The following is a 19,839-nucleotide window of genomic DNA, read 5'->3' on the forward strand; positions in this document are numbered from 1 at the left end:
AATATTCCTTTCCCTAGGAGTGGGCGCGCTGGCCCAGCTGGCCAGCTATAGATGGAAAACGTGAACCGGTTGCCGCCGGATTCATCTACGTTCATTTTTGATAAGTGGCCCTTAAAGCGAAACTGGACCGATCCGTTTTCAATTAGGACTGGAACGAAAACGATGTTTGGCTGGGAAATCAAGCAGGGCCACCGCCCGAGGTGGCTGCCAGGAAATGTCCGAAAAATCTCAGGCGTTCAAATCCCAGTGAACTACCTTGGGAGTACAGGACTCAGCCGCGGAGAAACTTGACCTTTCCCCGCGATTTCGCCTAGGACCTCCTCTGAAGGGCGCCTCACTTTGAGGCGCATTGCCGGTACTTTTTCGCGAGCTCGCTGTGCGAGGTTCTGTCAGTGCGGGCGAATTCAATCGGTGGATGCAATGGTTTGCTCGAACCGTTCGGCTGGCGTTCCGTAGTTCAGTGCCATCCCCGGACATTCACTGGTCCTGTCGTCGAAGCACGTGAAGCGTCGGTCGCGTTTGGGAATCAGCATTCCGATCGCGTGGCACCTCGATGCAGATCCGGCTTATTCAAGAGCAGGTCGCCCTGTGTCGAGTGGCCGATGAGGCCACCGAAGACATCAACTTTCCCTCGCGCGGCGCAGTCCCTGCCAATCCGTCCGCGATGGCGGCCGCCTCTCGCGGGCACGCGTCCGATAACCGTTGTGAGGGCGACACACCGCGGGCCATTTATCGGCCGATCGGCTAGCGCGGCGCGGCGCCGGAACGCCAGAGCCGCGAGCAATCGCTTAAACTGAGACCGCTCTGCACAACGTTGCGCTTTCGCGATGGCGGGCTCGCCATCTCGCGCCGCCCATCGCAAAGCGCGCTGCCCCTCGCGCCGTCGCGCTGCTCGCGCGACGCCTCCGAACCAGCAACAGAACGGACTGGACACGCCAACGATGAAAACACCTGCGGACCGATTTCTCGCACCCGACGCACTGAACGCAGCCCGCCTCACCGCCGACGCCTACGGCAATCACGCCCTCGACGAGTTCCTCGCCGGCCGCATCACGCGCCGCGAACTGTTGCGCCATGCAAGCGTGATCGGTCTGTCGCTGGCGGGCGGCGGCCTGCTCGGCGTGCCGCGTGCGAGGGCGCAAGCTGCGCCGGCCACATCGAACCAGACGATCCGCGTCGCGCATCTGACACCGGCGGGCGCCGTCGATCCGCTGACGGTCACCGACGCCGCGAGTCTCGCGCTGCTGAACCAGACTGGCGAATTCCTGATCGACGACGACGGCGAAAAGCTGATGCTGAAGCCGGCCCTCGCCCTATCGTGGAAACCGAATGACAAGGGCGACGTCTGGACCTTCAAGCTGCGCCAGAGCGTGAAATTCCACGACGGCCAGAGCTTCGGCGCGAAGGACGTGGTCGCCACCTTCGACCGTCTCGCCGACCCCGCGAGCGGCTCGGCCGCGCTATCGGTTTTAAAGGGCGTGTTGTCGAAAGGCGGTGCGAAGGCCGTCGACGAACACACGGTCGAGTTTCATCTCGACGCGCCGATCGGCAATTTCCCCTACTATGTTTCCTCGGATAATTACAACGCGGTGATCCTGCCCGCGAACTTCGCGGGGAACTACGAAAAGAGCTTCATCGGCACCGGTCCGTTCAAGTTCGAAAAGTATCAGCCGAAGGTCGGCGCGTCGTTCGTGCGCAATCCCGACTACTGGGGCGACAAAGCGTTACCGCAACGCGTACAGTTTTCGTTCTATGCGGATGAACAGGCGCAACTGCTCGCGCTGCAAGGCCACCAGGCAGACGTGATGGGCACCTTCACCGTGCAGGGCGGCGCGGCCATCCTGAACAATCCGGACTACAAGGCAGTCGGCGTGAAGTCGAGCGCGCATCGGCAGATCCATATGCGCAACGACAGCCCGCTCTTCAAGGACAAACGCGTGCGCCAGGCGCTCGCGTTGTCGCTCGATCGCGACGTGCTCGTGCGTGGTCTCTTCAAGGGTCGCGCTCAACTCGGCAACGACAGCCCGTTTGCGCCGGTGTTTCCGTCGTCGGACGCGGGCGTGCCGCAACGCAAGCTCGACGTCGCAAAGGCGAAGCAACTGCTCGCGCAGGCCGGCATGCCGAACGGTTTCGACGTCACGCTGACCACCGAAAAATACATGGAGATCCCCGACCTCGCGGTCGTCGTGCAGAACGCCGCGAAGGCGATCGGCGTGCGCATCAACCTGAAGGTCGAAAGCCAGTCGCTGTACTACGGCGCGGGCACGCCGGGCAAATCCGACTGGCTCGACTCGCCGCTCGGCATCACCGACTACGGCCACCGCGGCGTGCCGAACGTTTTCCTCAACGCACCGCTGACGAGCAACGGCACGTGGAACGCCGCGCACTTCAAGAATCCGCAATACGATCGACTGGTCGCGCAGTTCGTCGCGGCGATCGACCTCGCCACGCAAAAGAAAATCTCCGGACAGATCCAGACGCTGCTGCTCGACGAAACGCCGCTGATCATCCCGTTCTTCTACGATCAGCTGATCGCGATGCGCAAGGGCGTGAACGGCGTGCGTTTCACCGCGCTCGCGCAGCTGTATTTCGATCGCGCGACGCTGAGCGCATAAGTACCGCGCTGCTCAGCGTACCTCCGCAAGAGAACTCATGATGTCGGCTCCGGCGCCCTCTCCCGCCTCGAATCCATCGCGTTTGCCGCGCGCGACGAACGGCAACGCGGGCCGCATCGCGCGTTTTCTGGCGACGCGCGTGGGTCTGTCGCTGATCACGCTGTGGCTGCTGTCGCTGATCGTGTTCGCGGGCGGCCAGCTGCTGCCCGGCGATATCGGCCGCGCGGTGCTCGGACCGCTCGCCGATGCGCGCGCGGTCGCCGCGCTCAATCATCAGCTCGGTGCCGATCGGCCGCTGTTGACGCAATACGTCGACTGGATCACGCATTTCGTGCGCGGCAATATGGGGCTGTCGTACGCGTATCGCGAACCGGTCGGGCCGTTCATCGCCGACGCGCTCGCGCATTCGGCGAAGCTCGGCCTGTTCGCATTCATCGTCGTCGTGCCTCTCGGCATTGCGGGCGGCGTGTGGTCGGCAATGCATGCGGGACGCTGGCTCGATCGCACGATCAGCATTGCCGGCTTGTCGGCGACCGTGGTGCCGGAGTTCGTGTCGTCGATCGTGCTGATCCTGGTGTTCGGCGTGTGGCTGCGCTGGCTGCCGATCGAGGCCTCGTTTCCGCCCGATGCAAACGTGCTCGAACAGCTGCGGCATCTGGTGCTGCCGGTGCTGCCGCTCGTCTTCGTGTTCTTCGGCTATATCGCGCGGATGGCGCGCGCGGGCACCGTCGAAGCGCTCGACGCCGACTACACGCGCACCGCGATCCTCAAGGGCCTGCCGCGCCACGTCGTGATCTGGCGGCACGTGCTGCGCAACGCGCTGCTGCCGACGATCACCGTCGCCGCCACCCAGCTCGGCTACATGATCGGCGGACTCGTGGTGGTCGAGACGCTGTTCCACTACCAGGGAATCGGCTCGTTGATCTACAACGCCGCCAAAGCGAAAGACTTTCCGATGCTCGAAGCGGGCGTGCTGACGATCGGCGTCGTCTATACGCTCGCGAATCTGGTCGCCGATGCGCTGCACGTGCTGCTCAATCCGCGGCTGCGGGTGAGGACCACCGAATGAATACGACCGTGCCGCCAGCTTCTTCGACGCCGCCGGGCTCGCCCGCGCCAGGCGCGCCGGACTCCGCGCCGCGAGCGGCCGCCGAACCACGCTTCCCGCGCCTTCTGTTGCTTCTTAGTTCGCCGACCTTCATCGTGGGCGTGCTGATCGTCGCGTGGTGGATCGTCTGCGCGATCGCCGGGCCGTGGTTCGTGCATCTCGATCCGTACGCTTCCGATCCGCTCAATTCGCTCACGCCGCCCGATCGCACGCACTGGTTCGGCACCGACCAGCTCGGCCGCGACGTGTTCTCACGCGTGATCGTCGGCGCGCGCGACATCCTGACGATCGCGCCGCTCGCGACGCTGCTCGGCACCGCGGCGGGCACCGCGCTCGGCCTGCTGGTCGGCTACTTCGACGGTTGGGTCGACGACGTGATCGGCCGCGTGATCGACGCGGTGCTCGCGCTGCCGCTCGTGATCATCGCGCTGCTCGCGCTCGCCGCGGTCGGCGCGTCGAACCTCACCGTGATTCTCGTGATCGGCATCACGTTCACGCCGATCACCGCGCGCACCGTGCGCGCCGCCGTGTTCGCCGAGCGCCATCTCGACTACGTGGCCGCCGCGCAGCTGCGCGGCGAGCGAGCGCCGTACATCATGTTCGTCGAGATCCTGCCGAACGTGCTGCCGCCGATCGTCGTCGAAGCGACGGTGCGGCTCGGCTATGCGATCTTCGCGGTCGCGACGCTGTCGTTTCTCGGCTTCGGCATCCAGCCGCCGTCGGCGGACTGGGGGCTCGCGCTGTCCGAGTCGTACACGCTGATGGCGGGCGGCGCGTGGTGGACCGTCGTGTTCGCGGCGGGCGCGATCGCGTCGCTGGTGGTCGGCGTCAATCTGATCGCCGACAGCGTGCAGGGAGTGCTCGATCGATGAACGGCGCGCCGCCCTCCTCGTTCGCCGCGTTCGACGTGTCGAAGAGCGATCGCACCGATGCGCTGACCGTGGTCGGCCTGACGGTCACCTACCGCATCCGCGGACGCGATCGCGAAGTGCTGCAAGACGTGTCGTTTCGCGTGCGGCGCGGCGAGGCGTATGGGCTCGTCGGCGAATCGGGCTGCGGCAAGTCGACCGTTGCGATGGCGACGCTGCGCTATCTGCCGCGCAATGGCAAGGTGAAGGCCGGCAAGATCGTGATCGCCGGCACGGACGTGCAAAAGCTCGGGGCTGATGCGCTGCGCAGCATGCGGGCGACGACCGTCTCGATGGTCTATCAGGACCCGGGACGCGCGCTGAACCCATCGTTGACGATTGCCCGCCAGATATCCGAAGCATTCGAGGCGGCCGGCGTCGCGCGCGACCAGGCGTTGCATCGCACGCTCGAGATGTTGCAGCGCGTGCGCATCGCGGCACCCGAGCGCGTAATGGACAGCTATCCGCATCAATTGTCGGGCGGCATGCAGCAACGCGTCGTGATCGCGATGGCGCTCGCATCGAACCCCGCGCTGCTGATTCTCGACGAACCGACCACCGGCCTCGACGCGACCGTCGAAGCGGAAGTGCTCGACCTCGTCGCGCAGTTGCGCGAGGAGCTCGGCACCGCGGTGCTGTTCATCAGCCACAACCTCGCGGTGATCGGCCGCATGTGCGAACGCGTCGGCGTGCTGTACGCGGGCAAGCTGGTCGAGGAAGGCGCGACCCAGGACGTGTTCGCGCGGCCGCGTCATCCGTACACGGTCGGGCTGCTGCGCTGCCTGCCGAGCCCCGGACGCAGCAAGGACCGCCAACGGCTCGATACGATCGCGGGCGGCTTGCCGCTACCGGGCTCGGTCACGCAGGGCTGCATCTATGCGGAGCGCTGCCGTCTCGCCGACGAACGCTGCCGCCGCGACGCGCCGCCGCCCTATCGGCTCGGCGCTCCGCACGGCGACCAGATGGCGCGCTGCCACTATCACGAGCGCGCGATCGAGTTGCCGCGTGCGGCATCGAGCGAGGCGCCGGTGATGTCCGCATCAGCCAACGCGGCGGCGCGCGCGTTCTCTGCGCCGGTCCTGCGCGCTCGCAACCTGTCGAAAACATTCCACGTATCTGGCGCGCCGCTGCGCGCGGTCGACGACGTGTCGCTCGAACTCGCGAGCGGCGAGACGCTCGGCCTCGTCGGCGAATCGGGCAGCGGCAAGACGACGCTCGCGCGGCTGATGCTCGGCCTGCTCGCACCCGATGCCGGCAGCCTGCTCGAACTCGACGGCGCACCGCTCGCCGCGCGCGTCACGCGACGCAGCGACGAGCAGCTGAAGTCGCTGCAGATCGTGTTCCAGAATCCGGACTCGGCGCTCAATCGCGCGCATTCGGTCAAGCGGCTGATCGGTCGCGCGCTCGCGCGCTTCACCGCGCTGCGCGGACGCCAGATCGACGAAAGGCTCGGCACGCTGACGGACGCCGTGCGGCTTCCCGAGCGCTATCTCGACGCACGTTCGCGCCAGCTATCGGGTGGGCTCAAGCAGCGCGTCGCGATTGCGCGCGCGTTTGCCGGCGAACCACGCGTCGTCGTGTGCGATGAGCCGACTTCATCGCTCGACGTGTCGGTGCAGGCCGCGATCCTGAACCTGCTCGCCGATCTGCAGCGCGAGCGCGGCGTCAGCTACGTGTTCATCTCGCACGATCTGCACGTGGTGCGCTATGTCTCGGATCGCATCGCGGTGCTCTATCTCGGCCGGCTGCTGGAAATCGGGCCGGCGACGGCCGTGTTCGATGGACCGCAACATCCCTACACCGAGGCGCTGTTATCCGCCGTGCCGACGCTGCCGGGCGACGGCGCAACGGGCGACGCACATCAACGTACGCGCATCCATCTGACGGGCGAGTTGCCCGGGCCCGGCGCGATGCCGTCGGGCTGCGTGTTTCACACGCGCTGTCCGCGCAAGCTCGGCGCGATCTGCGAGCAGCAGGACCCGCCGTTTCTCGACGCCGGCGGCCCCGCTGACTCGCCTTCCGCGCACCGGATTCGCTGCCATATACCGGTCGCCACACTGCGCGAGCTGCAATGCAAGCCGCGCGACGACAACGCGGGCAAAACGACGAATGGCGCCGACTCCGACGACGCGTCGAAAAGCGCCAGCTAGCATCGACTCCAACCCATCGACTTCGCATCACCCGGCACACCGCTCCCTTGACGAATCCCGCGTCGAAACACGCTTTTGCGTCCGCGCGTTTCATCGTCGCAACGTTTTGAGCCGTTTTTCCGGCGTGCGCATCGCACATCCCGAGATCGCCCGCGTCGCTTCAAGGCTCGGCGACGCGTGGCATGGATATCGCTAAATTTGCGGCCAGAGATTCGAAGCCAAACCGGGCGCGCAACACCGCGCACATCCGCACGACGAGCGTCATCACGCGATGACGCGACCTCAAGCGATCAGCACGGCAGCGACGCGCGGGCAACTTCGACACGACGGACTCGGGGTTCGGCAAGACCCGCGTGCAGACAGGTCGGCCGCCGCTGTGGCGGCTGGAGACGCGCGATGAAAATCAGAAAATCAGATCGGCATTACTGCGCAATGATGCGCCGCGCAGCGGTGCTCGCGGGGGTGGCGGTGCTGGCGGGCGAGGCCGCGTACGGGGCGTCGACGGACGTGATCCCACGCTCGATGGTGATGGCCTACGCGTCGCCGGCGCAAACCGGAGATTCGGCGCCGCTGCTGCTCGCGCAGAACGACGACAGGGCGACCGCCGCCACGGCCGCCGACGATGCCGCTTCGGTGTTCGCGCCGACTGGCTGCGGCGGGCTCGGCGGTCCGGGCTGCGGCCGGCTCGCCGGCGGCAGTGGCAATGGCAATGGCAGCGGAAGTGGCGGCGCGGCGGGTTCGAGCAATAGCGGGGCTGGCGCAAGCGGTAACAGCGGCGCCGGGGCGGCGGGTTCAGGGAGCGGAAGTGGGAGTGGCGGTGCGGGCACGGGCGGTAAGGGAAATAGAGGCGGCGGAAGTAATGGTGGTGGTAGCAGTAGTGGTGGCGGAAATGGTGGGGGAGGCAGTGGAGGCGGTGGAGGCGGTGGAGGTGGAGGCGGAAGCGGCGGTGGCGGTGGCGGTGGCGGTGGCGGTGGCGGTGGCGGTGGAAGTGGAAGCGGAAGCAGCGGCGGCAGCGGGAGCGGCAGCTGCGGTTGCGGAGGCTCCAGCGGTGGCCCGAGTGGTGGTTTCGGCGGCGCGCATGGTGGAGGCTTTGGCGGTGGCCTCGGTGGCGGGTTCGGCGGAGGCTTTGGCGGAGGCTTCGGCGGCGGTCACGGAGGCAAGGGTGGCGGCAGCGGCGGCAGTGGCAACGGTGGCGGGAACGGGCACTAGGCGTCGCCCGTTGCTCCGGGTAGGGAGCCCCCGCGCCCTACCCGCCGGCGACATGTCCCGGCATACTGTCCGCTATCCGCTGGCAACGGCGGTGGCGTCCCGATCCCCCGGTCGGGCGTCACCGCCGCGGGCCGGTTGGAGCGGCCCGCCCGCCTGCGGCGCGCGCTGACGGAATGGCCCGGACAGCGCGCGAGCCGCGCCTCGCATCGTCGCGCGAACCGCACCGCGAGCGGCGGGAACACAACCTCCACTGCGTGTGAGTGTTATGGAACCAATCCGAGACGACCGCCTCATATCAAATTCATCGTTCGATATGAGGGCCCACAACATGCATAGAAGTGTCCCCCCCTCCGCGACCCGCACGGCAGCCGCCGTGCTGATGGCTACCGCCCTGGGCCTCGCATCGCTCGCCAATGCGCAAACACCCGCGCAGCCAATGGCGCAAACCTTGTCGCAAGCGGCGCCACCGGTCGACCCGAGTTTCTCCGCCTACTCGCTCGTACAGAGCTGCAAGCAGCGCCACGACAACGTCGCGCAAGGGCAATGCGTCGGCGCGATCCGCGGCATCATCCACGGTTATCAGTACGGCGTGCTGTTCCTCGCCCAACGCGCCACCTTCCCCGCCAACGAAACCCAGCGCGTGTCGCTATGTCTGCGCGACGTGCCGGTGTCGTCGATCGTCGACGACTTCCTCGCCGATGCCGCCCAGGTACCGGACGACGCGCTGCAGCACACGCCCGCCGAAGTCGCCGTGCTCGGCTCCGTGCATCAGCACCACCCCTGCACCTGAGCGCCGCGTCAGCGCGAGCGGCGTCAGCGGCGCCCACAGCGCTTCGAGCCACTCGCGCCGCCGCTCCGCAACGGACGGCGGCCGCGCCAGCACTTACAACATCTCCAGCGCACGCTTGCGGCGCGGCGGCTTGAAGTACGCGTCGAGCGCGGCGAGTTCGCCGGCTTCCAGCACCAGTTGCGACGCGCGATGGTTGTCGCGCACATGCTCGACCCGCGCCGCCTTCGGAATCGCGCACACATCGGACTTGCCCAGCACCCACGCGAGCGCCACCTGGAATACGGAGACGCCGCGCGCGTCGGCGATGTCGTCGAGCGGCGAGCGTTTCGGTAGCCGCGCATGATCGACCGGGCTATATGCCATCGCCGGCATGCCGCGCGCGGCGAGCCATGGCAGCAGATCGAACTCCGGCCCGCGCCGCGCCACGTTGTACAGAATCTGGTTGGTCGCGCACGCGTCGCCGCCCGGCGTCGCCACGAGTTCTTCCATGTCGTCGGTATCGAAGTTGCTCACGCCCCAGTGACGGATCTTGCCCGCGCGCCGCAGCGCCTCGAAGCCGTCGATGGTGTCTTCGAGCGGCACCGAGCCACGCCAATGCAGCAGATACAGATCGAGCCGGTCCGTCTTCAGACGCTTCAGGCTTTGCTCACACGCGGCGATCACGCCGCGTCGGCTAGCGTTGTGCGGATACACCTTACTGACCAGAAACACCTTGTCGCGCAAACCGGCGAGCGCTTCGCCGAGCAGCGACTCGGTTGCGCCGTCGCCGTACATTTCGGCGGTGTCGATCAGCGTCATGCCGAGTTCGATGCCGCAGCGCAGCGCATCGATTTCCGCCGCGCGTCGTGCCCGCTGCTCGCCCATCTCCCACGTGCCCTGCCCCAGCGCCGGAATGCTCTCGCCGCCCGGCAAGCTCACGCTTGCGATCTCGCTCGTCATGCTGACTCCTCGAATGTGGTTCGATCTGGATGCGATGCAATTGCACGCCGTCTCGCCGCGCAACGCATGCTACGAAAAACCTGGAGACGAGTTTAGCGGCTCCGCAGACTCACATCGGCGCGCCAGGCAAAAGCCCGCTATAACGGGGCGCGCCGATGTTTTAAAATTGCCGCTTGCCCATCTTGCGTGAGCCCCATGACCTCTGCCTCGGAAGACCGCTGGCGCGACCTGCGCCCGGACCCGGAAAACGACACGCCGCTCTATCTGCAACTTGCCCGCAAGCTCGGCAGCGCGATCCACGAAAACCGCTGGAATGCCGGCGAGGCGCTCCCCTCGGAGCGCGTGCTTTCGGAGGCGCTCGGCGTATCGCGCATCACGTCGCGTAAGGCGATCGCGCTGCTCGTCGAGCAGGGCTTGATTCGCCGCACCCAAGGCGCTGGCAGCTTCATCACGCCGCGCTATGAAGATCCGTTGTCGCGTCTGTCGAGCTTCAGCGAAATGCTGCGGCGGCGCGGCTTTACACCGAGTTCGAAGTGGCTGTCGCGCGAAATCTCGCCGGCCAATCGCGACGAGGTGATCCAGCTGGGACTGTCGCCGGCCGCCGCGGTCACGCGGCTGCGGCGGCTGCGGCTCGCGGACGGCATCGTGATGGCGGTAGAGAATTCGACGTTCCCCGCCGCGGTGATTCCCGATCCGCAAGCAATCGGCGACTCGCTGTACACGTACCTGGAGAACCGCGGATTGACGATCGTGCGCGCGCTGCAGCACTTTCGCGCGGTGAACGCGAGCGACGAGATCGCGCAGCAGATGAGCATCGCGCCGAACGAGGCGTTGTTGTTGATCACGCGCGTGGGCTATACGGCGGATCAGCGCGCGATCGAGTTGACGGACACGTACTGCCGCAACGATTACTACGACTTCGTGGCGGAATTGAGGAAGTAGGCTGCGACTCGGTGAATGGTCCGGCAGCCGCGCGCGCCGCGGTTCAAACTCCAAACTCCAACACGAGCGCACGCTACCCCGTCACGTCCAACGGGCTTCGTGCGCGCCGATGCGGGCAGGCGGCAGCGCATAAAACGCCGGTGTCTGTTCCAGTTCTTCGGCAGGCTGAACGCCTAGCACGCGCCCGAACTCCGATTGCACGCTCGCGACGCAATCGCGCACATCGTCGAGCGACACCTCGGGCGCCTGCTGCCCATCGGCCAGCAGCCCGAACGACTGCAGCCAACGCCCGGTCTGCGCAAGCGACACCTTCACATGCCAGCTGCCGCCTTCGCGAGCCCGCCGCGCGAGCGCGACCATCGCGCCGAACGCGGCCAGATAGCCGGTCGCGTGATCGAGCGCCTGACACGGCAGATGCCGCGGCTCGGCCGAACCCGCCGCCGCGCGCTCAGTCCACGCGATGCCGCTCGCCGACTGCACCAGACTATCGAAACCGCGTCGCTGCGCCCACGGCCCCGTGTACCCGTAAGCGCAAACCGACACATAGACGATGCCAGGCCGCAGCCGCGCCAGTTCGTCGGGCCCGAAGCCGCGCGCCGCGAGCGCGCCCGGACGATAGGCCTGCAGGAACACGTCGGCATCGCGCGCGAGTCCGCGCAACGTATCGCAGCCCGCTGCGTCGCGCAGATCGACGAGCGCCGAACGTTTGCCGCGGCCGTTGTCGATCACGAGCGGCGCGATGTTCGGCAGATGCGGCCCGTTGATCGTCATCACGTCCGCGCCATGATGCGCGAGCGCGCGGCCGGCCACCGGTCCGGCGATGATCCGCGACAGATCCAGCACCCGCACGCACGCGAGCGGACGGTCGATGCCGGGTTCGGCGTCAGCGTCGGCGTGGCGCGGCGGCTCGGCCAGCGCGTCGCCGATGCGCTCGATCTCGAACAGCGGCAGGCGCGCGATCGCTTTGGCCTGCTCGAGCGCGGCCCATTCGTCGGGCGTGCGAATCAAGGCGGCGCACAGGCCCGCGTCAGCGAGCGTTTGATCGAGCGTCGCGCCCTCCCAGCCGCGAATCGCGGCCGCCACCGATTCGCGCCCATTCTCACAGCCGAGCACGTCGAGCACACCCTTCAAGTGATGCGCAAAATTCGTGTGCAGCTGAATCCAGCGGCCGTCGCCCGTTTCGTAGAAGCCGGTAACCGGATCGCGCAGCGCGGGCGGCGGCCCATCGTCGATTCGCAGATAGCGTTCGCTGCGAAACGCCGCCAGCGCGCGACGCATCCGCACCGATACCCGTTGCCTGCGTCCGCTGCGCAGTCGCCAGTATTCGGCGGCCGCGAGGCCGGTCGCGGCGATGGTCGACGACGCGAGGCTGCCGACGTGATAGACCGACGGCAAGCCGGGGTCCGCACCGGCGAGCGACACAGCGTGCAGCGCGACCGGATCGCAGCCGGCGAGAGTCCAGATGTGCTTGAGGGCGAGTTCGGGTGTCATGGCATCGGGCGCGTTGACCGCGCGGACAGGAAGCAGGTGCACCGAGTCTAAATTTGCGCCTTGCCGCAATCAATCTTGATTATGATAATCAACATATATTGATTTCTTCGGTTTCCGCGCGCTTTCATGTCAGCTCCGCTTTACCTGACCGCCGCCGAAGCGGCCGCAACGCTCGGCGTCAGCGTGCCGACGCTGTACGCGTACGTGAGCCGCGGCATGCTCGGCTCGTCGCCGGATGCGCAAGGCCGTCATCGACTCTACGATGCCGCCGAGGTGCGCCGCCTCGCGCGTCGCAAGGCGGACGGCAAGCGTGCGGGCAAGGTCGCGCAGAAAGTGCTCGACTGGGGCGTACCGGTACTCGAATCGTCGATCACGCTGGTCGCGGACGGTCAGCTGCTATATCGCGGGCACGATGCGATCGAGCTCGCCCGCGGTGCGTCACTCGAAGACGTCGCGGCGCTGCTATGGGAATGCAGCGCACGGCGCATTGCCGATGCGCCCGCCGTGCCGCTCGCCTCCGCGCAATGGGCGGGGTGGCTCAAGTTGTGGAGTGACAGCACGCCGCTCGATCGCGCGCTCGTGCTGCTGCCGGCCGCGGCCGCGCAGATGCCGCGCGTGTGGGCGCTCGGCCGCGACGCGCAGCTCGACACCGCGTGCTGCGTGATGCGGCTGCTGGCCGCCGCGATGCTGCCGGCGGCGCCGTCGAACGAACCGCTGCATCGGCAGATCGCGACGGCCTGGCGGGTGCGCAGCCGGCAGCAAAGCGGGCTGCTGCGCGCGGCGCTGGTCGCGTGCGCGGATCACGAGCTGAATGCATCGACGTTCACGGTCCGCTGTATCACGTCGACGGGCACGCACTTGTTCGGCGCGGTCGCGGGCGGGCTCGCGGCGCTCTCCGGGCCGCGTCACGGCGGCGAGACCGTGCGCATCGCGGCGCTGCTCGACGAGGCGTCGCGCTCGCCCGATCTGGACCGCTATCTGGCGAACCGTCTCGCGCGGCACGAGCACGGCGCTCAAGGTCCGGTGTTGTCGGGCTTCGGTCATCCGCTCTATCCGGACGGCGATCCGCGCGCGCGGCTGTTGTTGACGATGCTCGCCGACTGCGCGCCGGCCCGCTCGCCGCTCAACGAGGTGCTGCAGCTTGCGCGAGCGGTGCGCGACACGACCGGCGCGGAGCCGACGGTGGATTTCGCGCTTGCGGCAATCGAGCGCGTGCTCGGCTTGCCGACCGGCGCCGCGTTCACGCTGTTCGCGCTCGGACGGGTGGTCGGCTGGATCGCGCACGCGATGGAGCAGACGCGCGATGGCCGGTTGATCCGGCCTCGAGCGCGGTATATCGGGGAGTATGAGGCGGGAGGGGCTGCTTAAGGGCTGCTTAGGGGCTACGTCTGGCCTGCTCGCCGTTCGCCCCGCATCAGACGACACCTGGCCGACGCGCGAGCCAAGTCGGTATCGGCCAGCCGAATAGCAGCGCCGGCAGCTTGCGTGCCGAACCGCTCGCCAGCGCGAAACGCGCCCCCTCCCGCCCCGCGCTGATCCAAGCCACCGATCCACGCGCCAGCTCGATCGACTGCCCTGCCGCCAGCCAGTGATCTTCATGCTCGCCCTCGACGGTCAGCCAGACATTGCCACTGATCATCTTGAAAATCGACGGACGCGCAACCCGCCAGGCCGTGACGGGCTCGCTGTGTTCCAGTTCGAAAACTCGCACTTCTCGCATCGCCGTTCTCCTCGAAGAACTTTCTGTTGTACCGATTATTGGCGTGCGATGATCGGAAACCCATGCACAGTTCCGAACACTTTCATCGGAACTGTTCAGTCAAAAAACCGAACAGTTGACATGGCTCGCGCGACGCAGGTTAAAAGCTTGCGCTTCGCAGGCCGGCGACAGAAGGCAAGCGTATGAAACTCGAAATCCGGCTCGATCGGGACAACGGCGTACCGCTTACCGAGCAGATCGTCACCGGCGTGTCGGCGTGGATTCGCTCGCGCAATGCGCATCCCGGCTCGAAGCTGCCGTCGATCCGCCAGTTCGCCGCCGACTTCGGCGTAAGCCGCTTTCCGGTGATCGAGGCGTACGACCGGCTGGTGTCGCTCGGCTATGTCGACTCGCGCCACGGCTCCGGCTTTTACGTCGCCGATCGCCAACCGACGGACATGCGCTGTCAGGGCACATCGGACCCGCGCCGAGCCGATGTCGAGTCGGACCATTTGCTCGAACAATTCAACTTTCCGGGCGAGACGCTGAAGCTCAGCACCGGATTCATTCCCGAAAGCTGGCGCGACATCGATGGCATTGCGCAGGCGATCCGTCACGTGTCGCGAACCGATCCGGCGAGCATGGTCGAGTACGCGACGCCGCTCGGCAATCCTGTCTTGCGCGAACAGTTGCGCGGCCGTATTGGCCAATTGGGCATCCAGGCGGACGCGTCGCAGATTCTGATCACCAATGGCGCGAGCCAGGCGTTCGATCTGCTGGTGCGCTACATGCTGAAGCCTGGCGACACGATCTTTGTCGAGGACCCCGGTTACTACAACTTGTACGGCCTGTTGCGACTGCACGGCATGAAGCTGATCGGCATCCCGCGCACCGGCAGCGGTCCCGACCTCGACGTGATGCAGGCGCAATTGAAGCTGCACCGGCCCAGATTGCTGCTCATCAACACCGTGTTCCACAATCCGACCGGCACCACGGTCGCACCGCAGGTCGCGTTCCGTTTGCTGCAAATGGCGCGTGAGTATGGCTTCCATATCATCGAAGACGACATCTACGCGGATTTTCAGACCGAGATCACCGATCGCCTCGCGACCCTCGACCAACTCGAACAGGTGATCTACATCGGCGGATTGTCGAAGACGCTGTCGTCGTCGCTACGGATCGGCTGCGTGGTTGCGAATCACGCGATCATCAAGGATCTGGTCGATATCAAGATGCTGACTAGCATCGGCTGCTCGCGCTTTGCCGAAGCGGTGGCGGTGTCGATGCTGGAGCGCGGCGCATATCGCAAATATCTGGAGCGACTGCGCCGCCAGATGCGCGGCGCGCTCGGCTCCACCGTCCAGACACTCGAAGATGCCGGCTGGGAGATTTTCGAGGAACCCGCGGGCGGCAAGTTCGTGTGGGCGCGGGTGCCCCATGTCGCGGACGCCGAGCGGCTCGTTGAATGCGGTGTGCCGCTCGGTGTGACGGTGCTGCCTGGACAACACTTCAGGCCGAACCGGGAGGCGAGCCCGTGGATCAGGATTCATGTGGCGTTTGGCAACGAGCCACGGGCGCAGGCGTTTTTTCAGGCGGCGGCCCAGTTGCCGGCTGATGTGTGAACACGGCGCAGAACTCGGCCTGGATGCAGCCCCGACACCTGCGCAAGGCTGCGCCGCTCGCTGCGCCGGGACCCGCTTTTCCCTAGAATAGCGAGTCCCAGCCCGACCGAGCGCGCCCTGCCGCTTCATATGTCCACGACGCCGACTCCGCCCGCCCTCGCTCCCAACCTCCCCTCTGGCCCGTCGCCCCGCGCACTGACGGTGATGCTGTGGCTGGTCGCCACCGGCTTCTTCATGCAGACGCTCGATTCGACGATCGTCAACACCGCACTTCCCGCGATGGCGACAAGCCTCGGCGAGCTGCCGCTGCGCATGCAATCGGTGGTGATCGCCTACTCGCTGACGATGGCGGTGATGATCCCCGTGTCCGGCTGGCTCGCCGACAGACTCGGCACGCGGCGCGTGTTCTTCAGTGCGATCCTCGTGTTCGCGGTGGGCTCGTTGCTGTGCGCGAACGCGCACACGCTGAACCAACTGGTGCTGTTCCGCATTCTGCAAGGCGTGGGCGGCGCGATGCTGCTGCCGGTTGGACGGCTCGCGGTGCTGCGTACCTTTCCGGCAGAGCGTTATCTGCCGGCGTTGTCGTTCGTGGCGATCCCGGGTCTGATCGGACCATTGATCGGACCGACGCTCGGCGGCTGGCTCGTCAAGATCGCGACGTGGCACTGGATCTTTCTGATCAACGTGCCGGTGGGCATCGTGGGCTGCATTGCGACGTTTATCTTCATGCCGGATAGCCGCAACGAACACACGGGCAAATTCGACCTCGGCGGGTACCTGCTGCTGGTGGTGGGCATGGTGGCAATTTCGTTCGCGCTCGATGGCCGCACCGAGTTCGGCATTCAACATGCGACGGTGCTGGTGCTGCTGATTCTGAGCATGGCGTGCTTCGTTGCCTATGGTCTGCACGCAGTGCGCGAGCCCGCGCCGATCTTCCCGCTCGATCTGTTCAAGATCCACACCTTTAGCGTCGGGCTGCTCGGCAATCTGTTCGCGCGAATCGGCAGCGGCTCGATGCCCTACCTGATTCCTCTGCTGTTGCAGGTGAGCCTCGGCTATAGCGCATTCGAAGCCGGACTGATGATGCTGCCCGTGGCGGCCGCGGGCATGGCAACGAAGCGTCTCGTGACGACGCTGATCCTGAAGTACAGCTACCGGCGCGTGCTGATGGCGAACACGATTCTGGTCGGCCTGATGATGGCAAGTTTCGCGCTCACGAGCACGAATCAGCCGCTGTGGCTGCGGCTCGTGCAACTGGCGATCTTCGGCGGCGTGAACTCGATGCAGTTCACCGCGATGAACACGTTGACGCTGAAGGACCTGGGTACCGGCGGAGCGAGCAGCGGCAATAGCCTGTTTTCGCTCGTGCAGATGCTTTCGATGAGTCTCGGCGTGACGGTGGCCGGTGCACTGCTGACGACCTTTACCGGCATCATGCAACGCGTGACCGCTGCCAATTCGCTGCCCGCGTTTCATGCGACATTCCTGTGTGTCGGCATCATCACCGCATGCTCGTCATGGATCTTTGCGCAGTTGTCGCCGCAGATCCGCACGCCGGCGAAAAAGACCGATCCTTCAGAGCGGACCTGAAAGCCGCGCGAGCCAGCACGACGCATCCCTCGCGCACTCGCAACCGGATTTCCGGGCATCCCTCCGCGGAGCCCGCACGCAGCCTCCTCGAACAGCGTCAGCGACCCGCAACAGGGCGCGTCCCGCACCAGCGAAGTGCGTGTCATCGCCTTCGTCCCGGAGCGGGCGCACAATATTTTCCTCGGAGCATTGCTGGTGGGCGCTCGACCCTTGTTGTTGCACGCGCATAGTTCTTGCTCGACTATCCTGTAAACTCTTAGTCTGCGCGTGCGAACTCCTGCCGAGCCCTGCAAGCGCCGCCATTTCCACACGACCGACACGATGAGCATGATCGAACTCGATCCTCCCGGCTTCCAGCCACCACGCCCGATGGCCGGCGACGAAGGCTCCCGCCGAACCGTTCTGTATGGCGGCTACACCGTTTTCAGCGTATTTCAACCGGTCTTCTCGGTATCGCACCGGCGCGCGATCGGCTATCACGCGTCGCTGCGCGTGCACGACGAGCATGAGCGGCAAGTGCCCTCGCACGAAGTCTTTACGCAGGCCGCGCGACGCGGCGACCTGCTGGAACTGGGACGGCTGGCCGAATCGCTTCACCTCGGCAACTTCAATGCGTTCGACAGCCACGACGAATGGCTCTTCCTGAGCCTGCATCCGGCCGCACTGATGGACACCAGCTACGGCGACGCGCTGCTTGCCAGCCTGAAGACGCTCGGCCTGCCGCCGCAACGCGTGGTGCTCGAAGTATCCGAACAGGCCGGCGGCGAAACCACGCGCTTTGCTGAAATCGTCGATTCCCTGCGCAAGTCCGGTTTTCTGATCGCGCTCGACGGCTTTGGCGCCAAGCATTCGAACATCGACCGCGTGTGGAATCTGCGGCCGGACATCGTGACGCTCGACCGCTGCATCCTCGCGCAAGCGAGTGAACACTCGCACATCGAGCGCGTGTTGCCGGGCCTCGTCTCTCTGTTGCACGAGTCCGGGCAACTGGTGCTGATGGGCGGTCTGAGCACCGAGCGCGACGCGCTGATCGCGCTCGAATGCAATGTGGACTTCGTCCAGGGCGCATTTTTCGCAGGCCCGAGCGTCGAACCCGTCAAGCCGCAAGTGGCCGCTGGCTTGATGGATTCGCTGTCCGCTTCGCTGCGCGAACGCGTTGCCGCTCGAGAGAAAGCGCAATCCGCGCGGCTCGCTCCGTATGTCACCGCGCTCGAGGCCGCCGCAGCTCAGTTGATTGCCGGGGAATCGATCACACAGGCGACCGCTCCTCTGCTCGCGCTTGGGGAAACGGCGCGCTGCTTTGTCCTGGACGGATCGGGCCGGCAGATCGGCGACAACGTGCTGCCGCCGGGCCGCACATCGCAACGCGCGAAGCGCTTTAGCCCGCTGCTGCATTCCGAAGGCGCGAGTTGGGAGCGTCGCCCGTACTTCATTCAGGCGATGCGTCAACCGGGGCGGGTTCATCTAACGCCGCCGTATCTGTCGATCAACGAAGCGCATCTGTGCGTTACGGCCTCGATTGCCGCGCATAACTCGCATGGTACGCAGGTGCTATGCGTCGACATCAACTGGGAAGTTGCGGCTCACCGCAACTGACACCCCGGGATGGCCCTTGATGCGGGCAAGCAGTTCCTTGACCGCGTCACGGCCCAGCATCTGGTTGGCCGCCCGCAAATGCGCGGCGCTGGTCAGGATGCGCAGCGAGATGATTTTCGCCGAAAGGTCCGTTGTGCCATCCGTCACCACGTCGATCAATCCGACGATGTCGCCGTCGCAGAACAGTGCGATACACACGGCACCCGCCATCGACACCACCTCGGTATAGCTCGCCTGTTGCGCGAGCGATGTAATCACAGCCATCCACTTTGGACCGGAACCCGGTTCGCGGGCACGCTGCGCTTTGGCTCCAGGCGTTGGCCCTTGCGCTCGAAGAGCCACGTTGGCCGTGGGGAATGGAGTGGGCGTCGCGTACAAAGGTGCGTCGCTGATCAGTTGAGGCGTGTCGCTGAAAAGCTGCAGCAAGCCCGCCCGGTCTTGCGCTTCGAGCGCCGCGCGCAATCGCTCGACGATTCGCCCATGCACCGCTGGATCGGGCCGCTCCAACGGCGCGCCCGCACGTTTCAGACGCTCCTTGGAACGATGAACCATTTGCCGGCAGGCGGCCGGTGTGCGCTCGAGAATCGACGCGATTTCGGCATAACCGCACTCGAACGCTTCATGCAGGACGAACGCCGCGCGTTCGTCTGGCTTCAGATGTTCGAGCAGCAGCATCACGCCGTATGACATATCCGCCGCGCGCAATGCCAACTCCTCGGCCGATGGTGCGACCTCGTCGAGCCACGGCTCCGGCAACCAGCCGCTAGCCTGCGACGCGCGCTCGCGCTGCGCGTGCCGCAGACGGTCGATCGCAGTGCGCGTGGTGAGCGTGGTGAGCCACGCGACCGGCGTTTGCACCGCCCGCGTATCGGCCAGATGCCATTTGAGCCAGACGTCCTGCATCACGTCTTCGGCCTCCGCACGACTGCCAAGCATCCGATACGCGAGCGCCAGCAGACGGGCGCGCGCGGCCTCGAAACTGGATGCCTTGTCGATTCCCTGTTCCGTCATGCGTAGACCTCCCGATGGTGCGTGGTGAAAAAGCGGCTGCATACCAGTGGCATGGCTCAGGCGCGCGTCATGTTCGCTATTCCTGAGCTTGACGCATGGGCAACGGGTGATGTGACAGTTCAGCGCAAAAAAATTTTCTGTCACAGCGCCGGCCGCTGCTTCGTCAAAT

General features: G+C 66.0%; 15 protein-coding genes. 11 read left to right on the forward strand and 4 right to left on the reverse strand.

What is annotated here, in order from left to right:
- The first annotated feature begins 941 nt into the window (after nucleotides 1-941).
- The 6 genes from BC1002_RS12170 to BC1002_RS12195 all read left to right on the forward strand — a co-directional run bounded on the left by BC1002_RS12170 (nucleotide 942) and on the right by BC1002_RS12195 (nucleotide 8,780).
- A complete protein-coding gene (locus BC1002_RS12170) occupies nucleotides 942-2,615 on the forward strand; it encodes an ABC transporter substrate-binding protein (RefSeq protein ID WP_013090326.1) in 1,674 nt (557 codons plus the stop codon).
- 40 nt (nucleotides 2,616-2,655) lie between these two features.
- Complete coding sequence (locus BC1002_RS12175; RefSeq protein WP_049870228.1) at nucleotides 2,656-3,684, forward strand: ABC transporter permease; 1,029 nt, start codon at nucleotides 2,656-2,658, stop codon at nucleotides 3,682-3,684.
- Nucleotides 3,681-4,595, forward strand: a complete 915-nt coding sequence (locus tag BC1002_RS12180; RefSeq protein ID WP_013090328.1) for an ABC transporter permease — start codon at nucleotides 3,681-3,683, stop codon at nucleotides 4,593-4,595. The genes BC1002_RS12175 and BC1002_RS12180 overlap by 4 nt, the downstream gene beginning before the upstream one ends.
- The gene (locus tag BC1002_RS12185; RefSeq protein ID WP_013090329.1) at nucleotides 4,592-6,781 is read left to right on the forward strand and encodes an ABC transporter ATP-binding protein; all 2,190 of its coding nucleotides are present in this window, start codon (nucleotides 4,592-4,594) and stop codon (nucleotides 6,779-6,781) included. Before BC1002_RS12180 ends, BC1002_RS12185 begins: the two co-directional genes overlap by 4 nt.
- A 396-nt stretch (nucleotides 6,782-7,177) precedes the next feature.
- Complete coding sequence (locus tag BC1002_RS38435; RefSeq protein ID WP_013090330.1) at nucleotides 7,178-7,990, forward strand: hypothetical protein; 813 nt, start codon at nucleotides 7,178-7,180, stop codon at nucleotides 7,988-7,990.
- Between the two features lie 328 nt (nucleotides 7,991-8,318).
- Nucleotides 8,319-8,780 carry a Rap1a/Tai family immunity protein gene (locus BC1002_RS12195; protein WP_013090331.1) on the forward strand — a complete coding sequence of 154 codons (462 nt, stop codon included), beginning with the start codon at nucleotides 8,319-8,321 and terminating at the stop codon, nucleotides 8,778-8,780.
- A gap of 93 nt (nucleotides 8,781-8,873) precedes the next feature.
- On the opposite strand, the gene BC1002_RS12200 is transcribed toward BC1002_RS12195, so the two are convergent.
- Nucleotides 8,874-9,719, reverse strand: a complete 846-nt coding sequence (locus BC1002_RS12200) for an aldo/keto reductase (RefSeq protein ID WP_013090332.1) — start codon at nucleotides 9,717-9,719, stop codon at nucleotides 8,874-8,876.
- Nucleotides 9,720-9,914: 195 nt separating this feature from the next.
- On the opposite strand from BC1002_RS12200, the gene BC1002_RS12205 reads away from it, so the two are divergent.
- Nucleotides 9,915-10,661, forward strand: a complete 747-nt coding sequence (locus BC1002_RS12205; protein WP_013090333.1) for a GntR family transcriptional regulator — start codon at nucleotides 9,915-9,917, stop codon at nucleotides 10,659-10,661.
- A gap of 81 nt (nucleotides 10,662-10,742) precedes the next feature.
- Here the strand turns inward: BC1002_RS12205 and BC1002_RS12210 are convergent, their stop codons facing one another.
- Complete coding sequence (locus BC1002_RS12210; protein WP_013090334.1) at nucleotides 10,743-12,152, reverse strand: CoA transferase; 1,410 nt, start codon at nucleotides 12,150-12,152, stop codon at nucleotides 10,743-10,745.
- Between the two features lie 126 nt (nucleotides 12,153-12,278).
- Between BC1002_RS12210 and BC1002_RS12215 the strand changes: the two genes are divergently transcribed.
- Nucleotides 12,279-13,520, forward strand: a complete 1,242-nt coding sequence (locus tag BC1002_RS12215) for a citrate/2-methylcitrate synthase (RefSeq protein ID WP_013090335.1) — start codon at nucleotides 12,279-12,281, stop codon at nucleotides 13,518-13,520.
- Between the two features lie 46 nt (nucleotides 13,521-13,566).
- Here the strand turns inward: BC1002_RS12215 and BC1002_RS12220 are convergent, their stop codons facing one another.
- Nucleotides 13,567-13,872 carry a DUF2917 domain-containing protein gene (locus tag BC1002_RS12220; protein ID WP_013090336.1) on the reverse strand — a complete coding sequence of 102 codons (306 nt, stop codon included), beginning with the start codon at nucleotides 13,870-13,872 and terminating at the stop codon, nucleotides 13,567-13,569.
- Nucleotides 13,873-14,054: 182 nt separating this feature from the next.
- Here BC1002_RS12220 and BC1002_RS12225 point away from each other — a divergent pair, with 182 nt between their 5' ends.
- The 3 genes from BC1002_RS12225 (at nucleotide 14,055) to BC1002_RS12235 (ending at nucleotide 18,659) form a co-directional block, all read left to right on the forward strand.
- Nucleotides 14,055-15,473 (forward strand): aminotransferase-like domain-containing protein, encoded by a 1,419-nt coding sequence (locus BC1002_RS12225; RefSeq protein ID WP_013090337.1) that lies wholly within the window; start codon nucleotides 14,055-14,057, stop codon nucleotides 15,471-15,473.
- A 129-nt stretch (nucleotides 15,474-15,602) separates the two neighbouring features.
- Nucleotides 15,603-17,063, forward strand: a complete 1,461-nt coding sequence (gene mdtD, locus BC1002_RS12230) for a multidrug transporter subunit MdtD (protein ID WP_013090338.1) — start codon at nucleotides 15,603-15,605, stop codon at nucleotides 17,061-17,063.
- Between the two features lie 321 nt (nucleotides 17,064-17,384).
- Nucleotides 17,385-18,659 (forward strand): EAL domain-containing protein, encoded by a 1,275-nt coding sequence (locus tag BC1002_RS12235; RefSeq protein ID WP_013090339.1) that lies wholly within the window; start codon nucleotides 17,385-17,387, stop codon nucleotides 18,657-18,659.
- Here BC1002_RS12235 and BC1002_RS12240 read toward each other — a convergent pair.
- Nucleotides 18,615-19,670: a sigma-70 family RNA polymerase sigma factor gene (locus tag BC1002_RS12240; RefSeq protein WP_013090340.1), complete on the reverse strand. Its 1,056-nt coding sequence runs from the start codon at nucleotides 19,668-19,670 to the stop codon at nucleotides 18,615-18,617. The two genes, BC1002_RS12235 and BC1002_RS12240, sit on opposite strands and share 45 nt — an antisense overlap.
- Nucleotides 19,671-19,839: the final 169 nt, after the last annotated feature.

Source organism: Paraburkholderia atlantica, assembly GCF_000092885.1.
Taxonomy (GTDB): Bacteria; Pseudomonadota; Gammaproteobacteria; order Burkholderiales; family Burkholderiaceae; genus Paraburkholderia; species Paraburkholderia atlantica.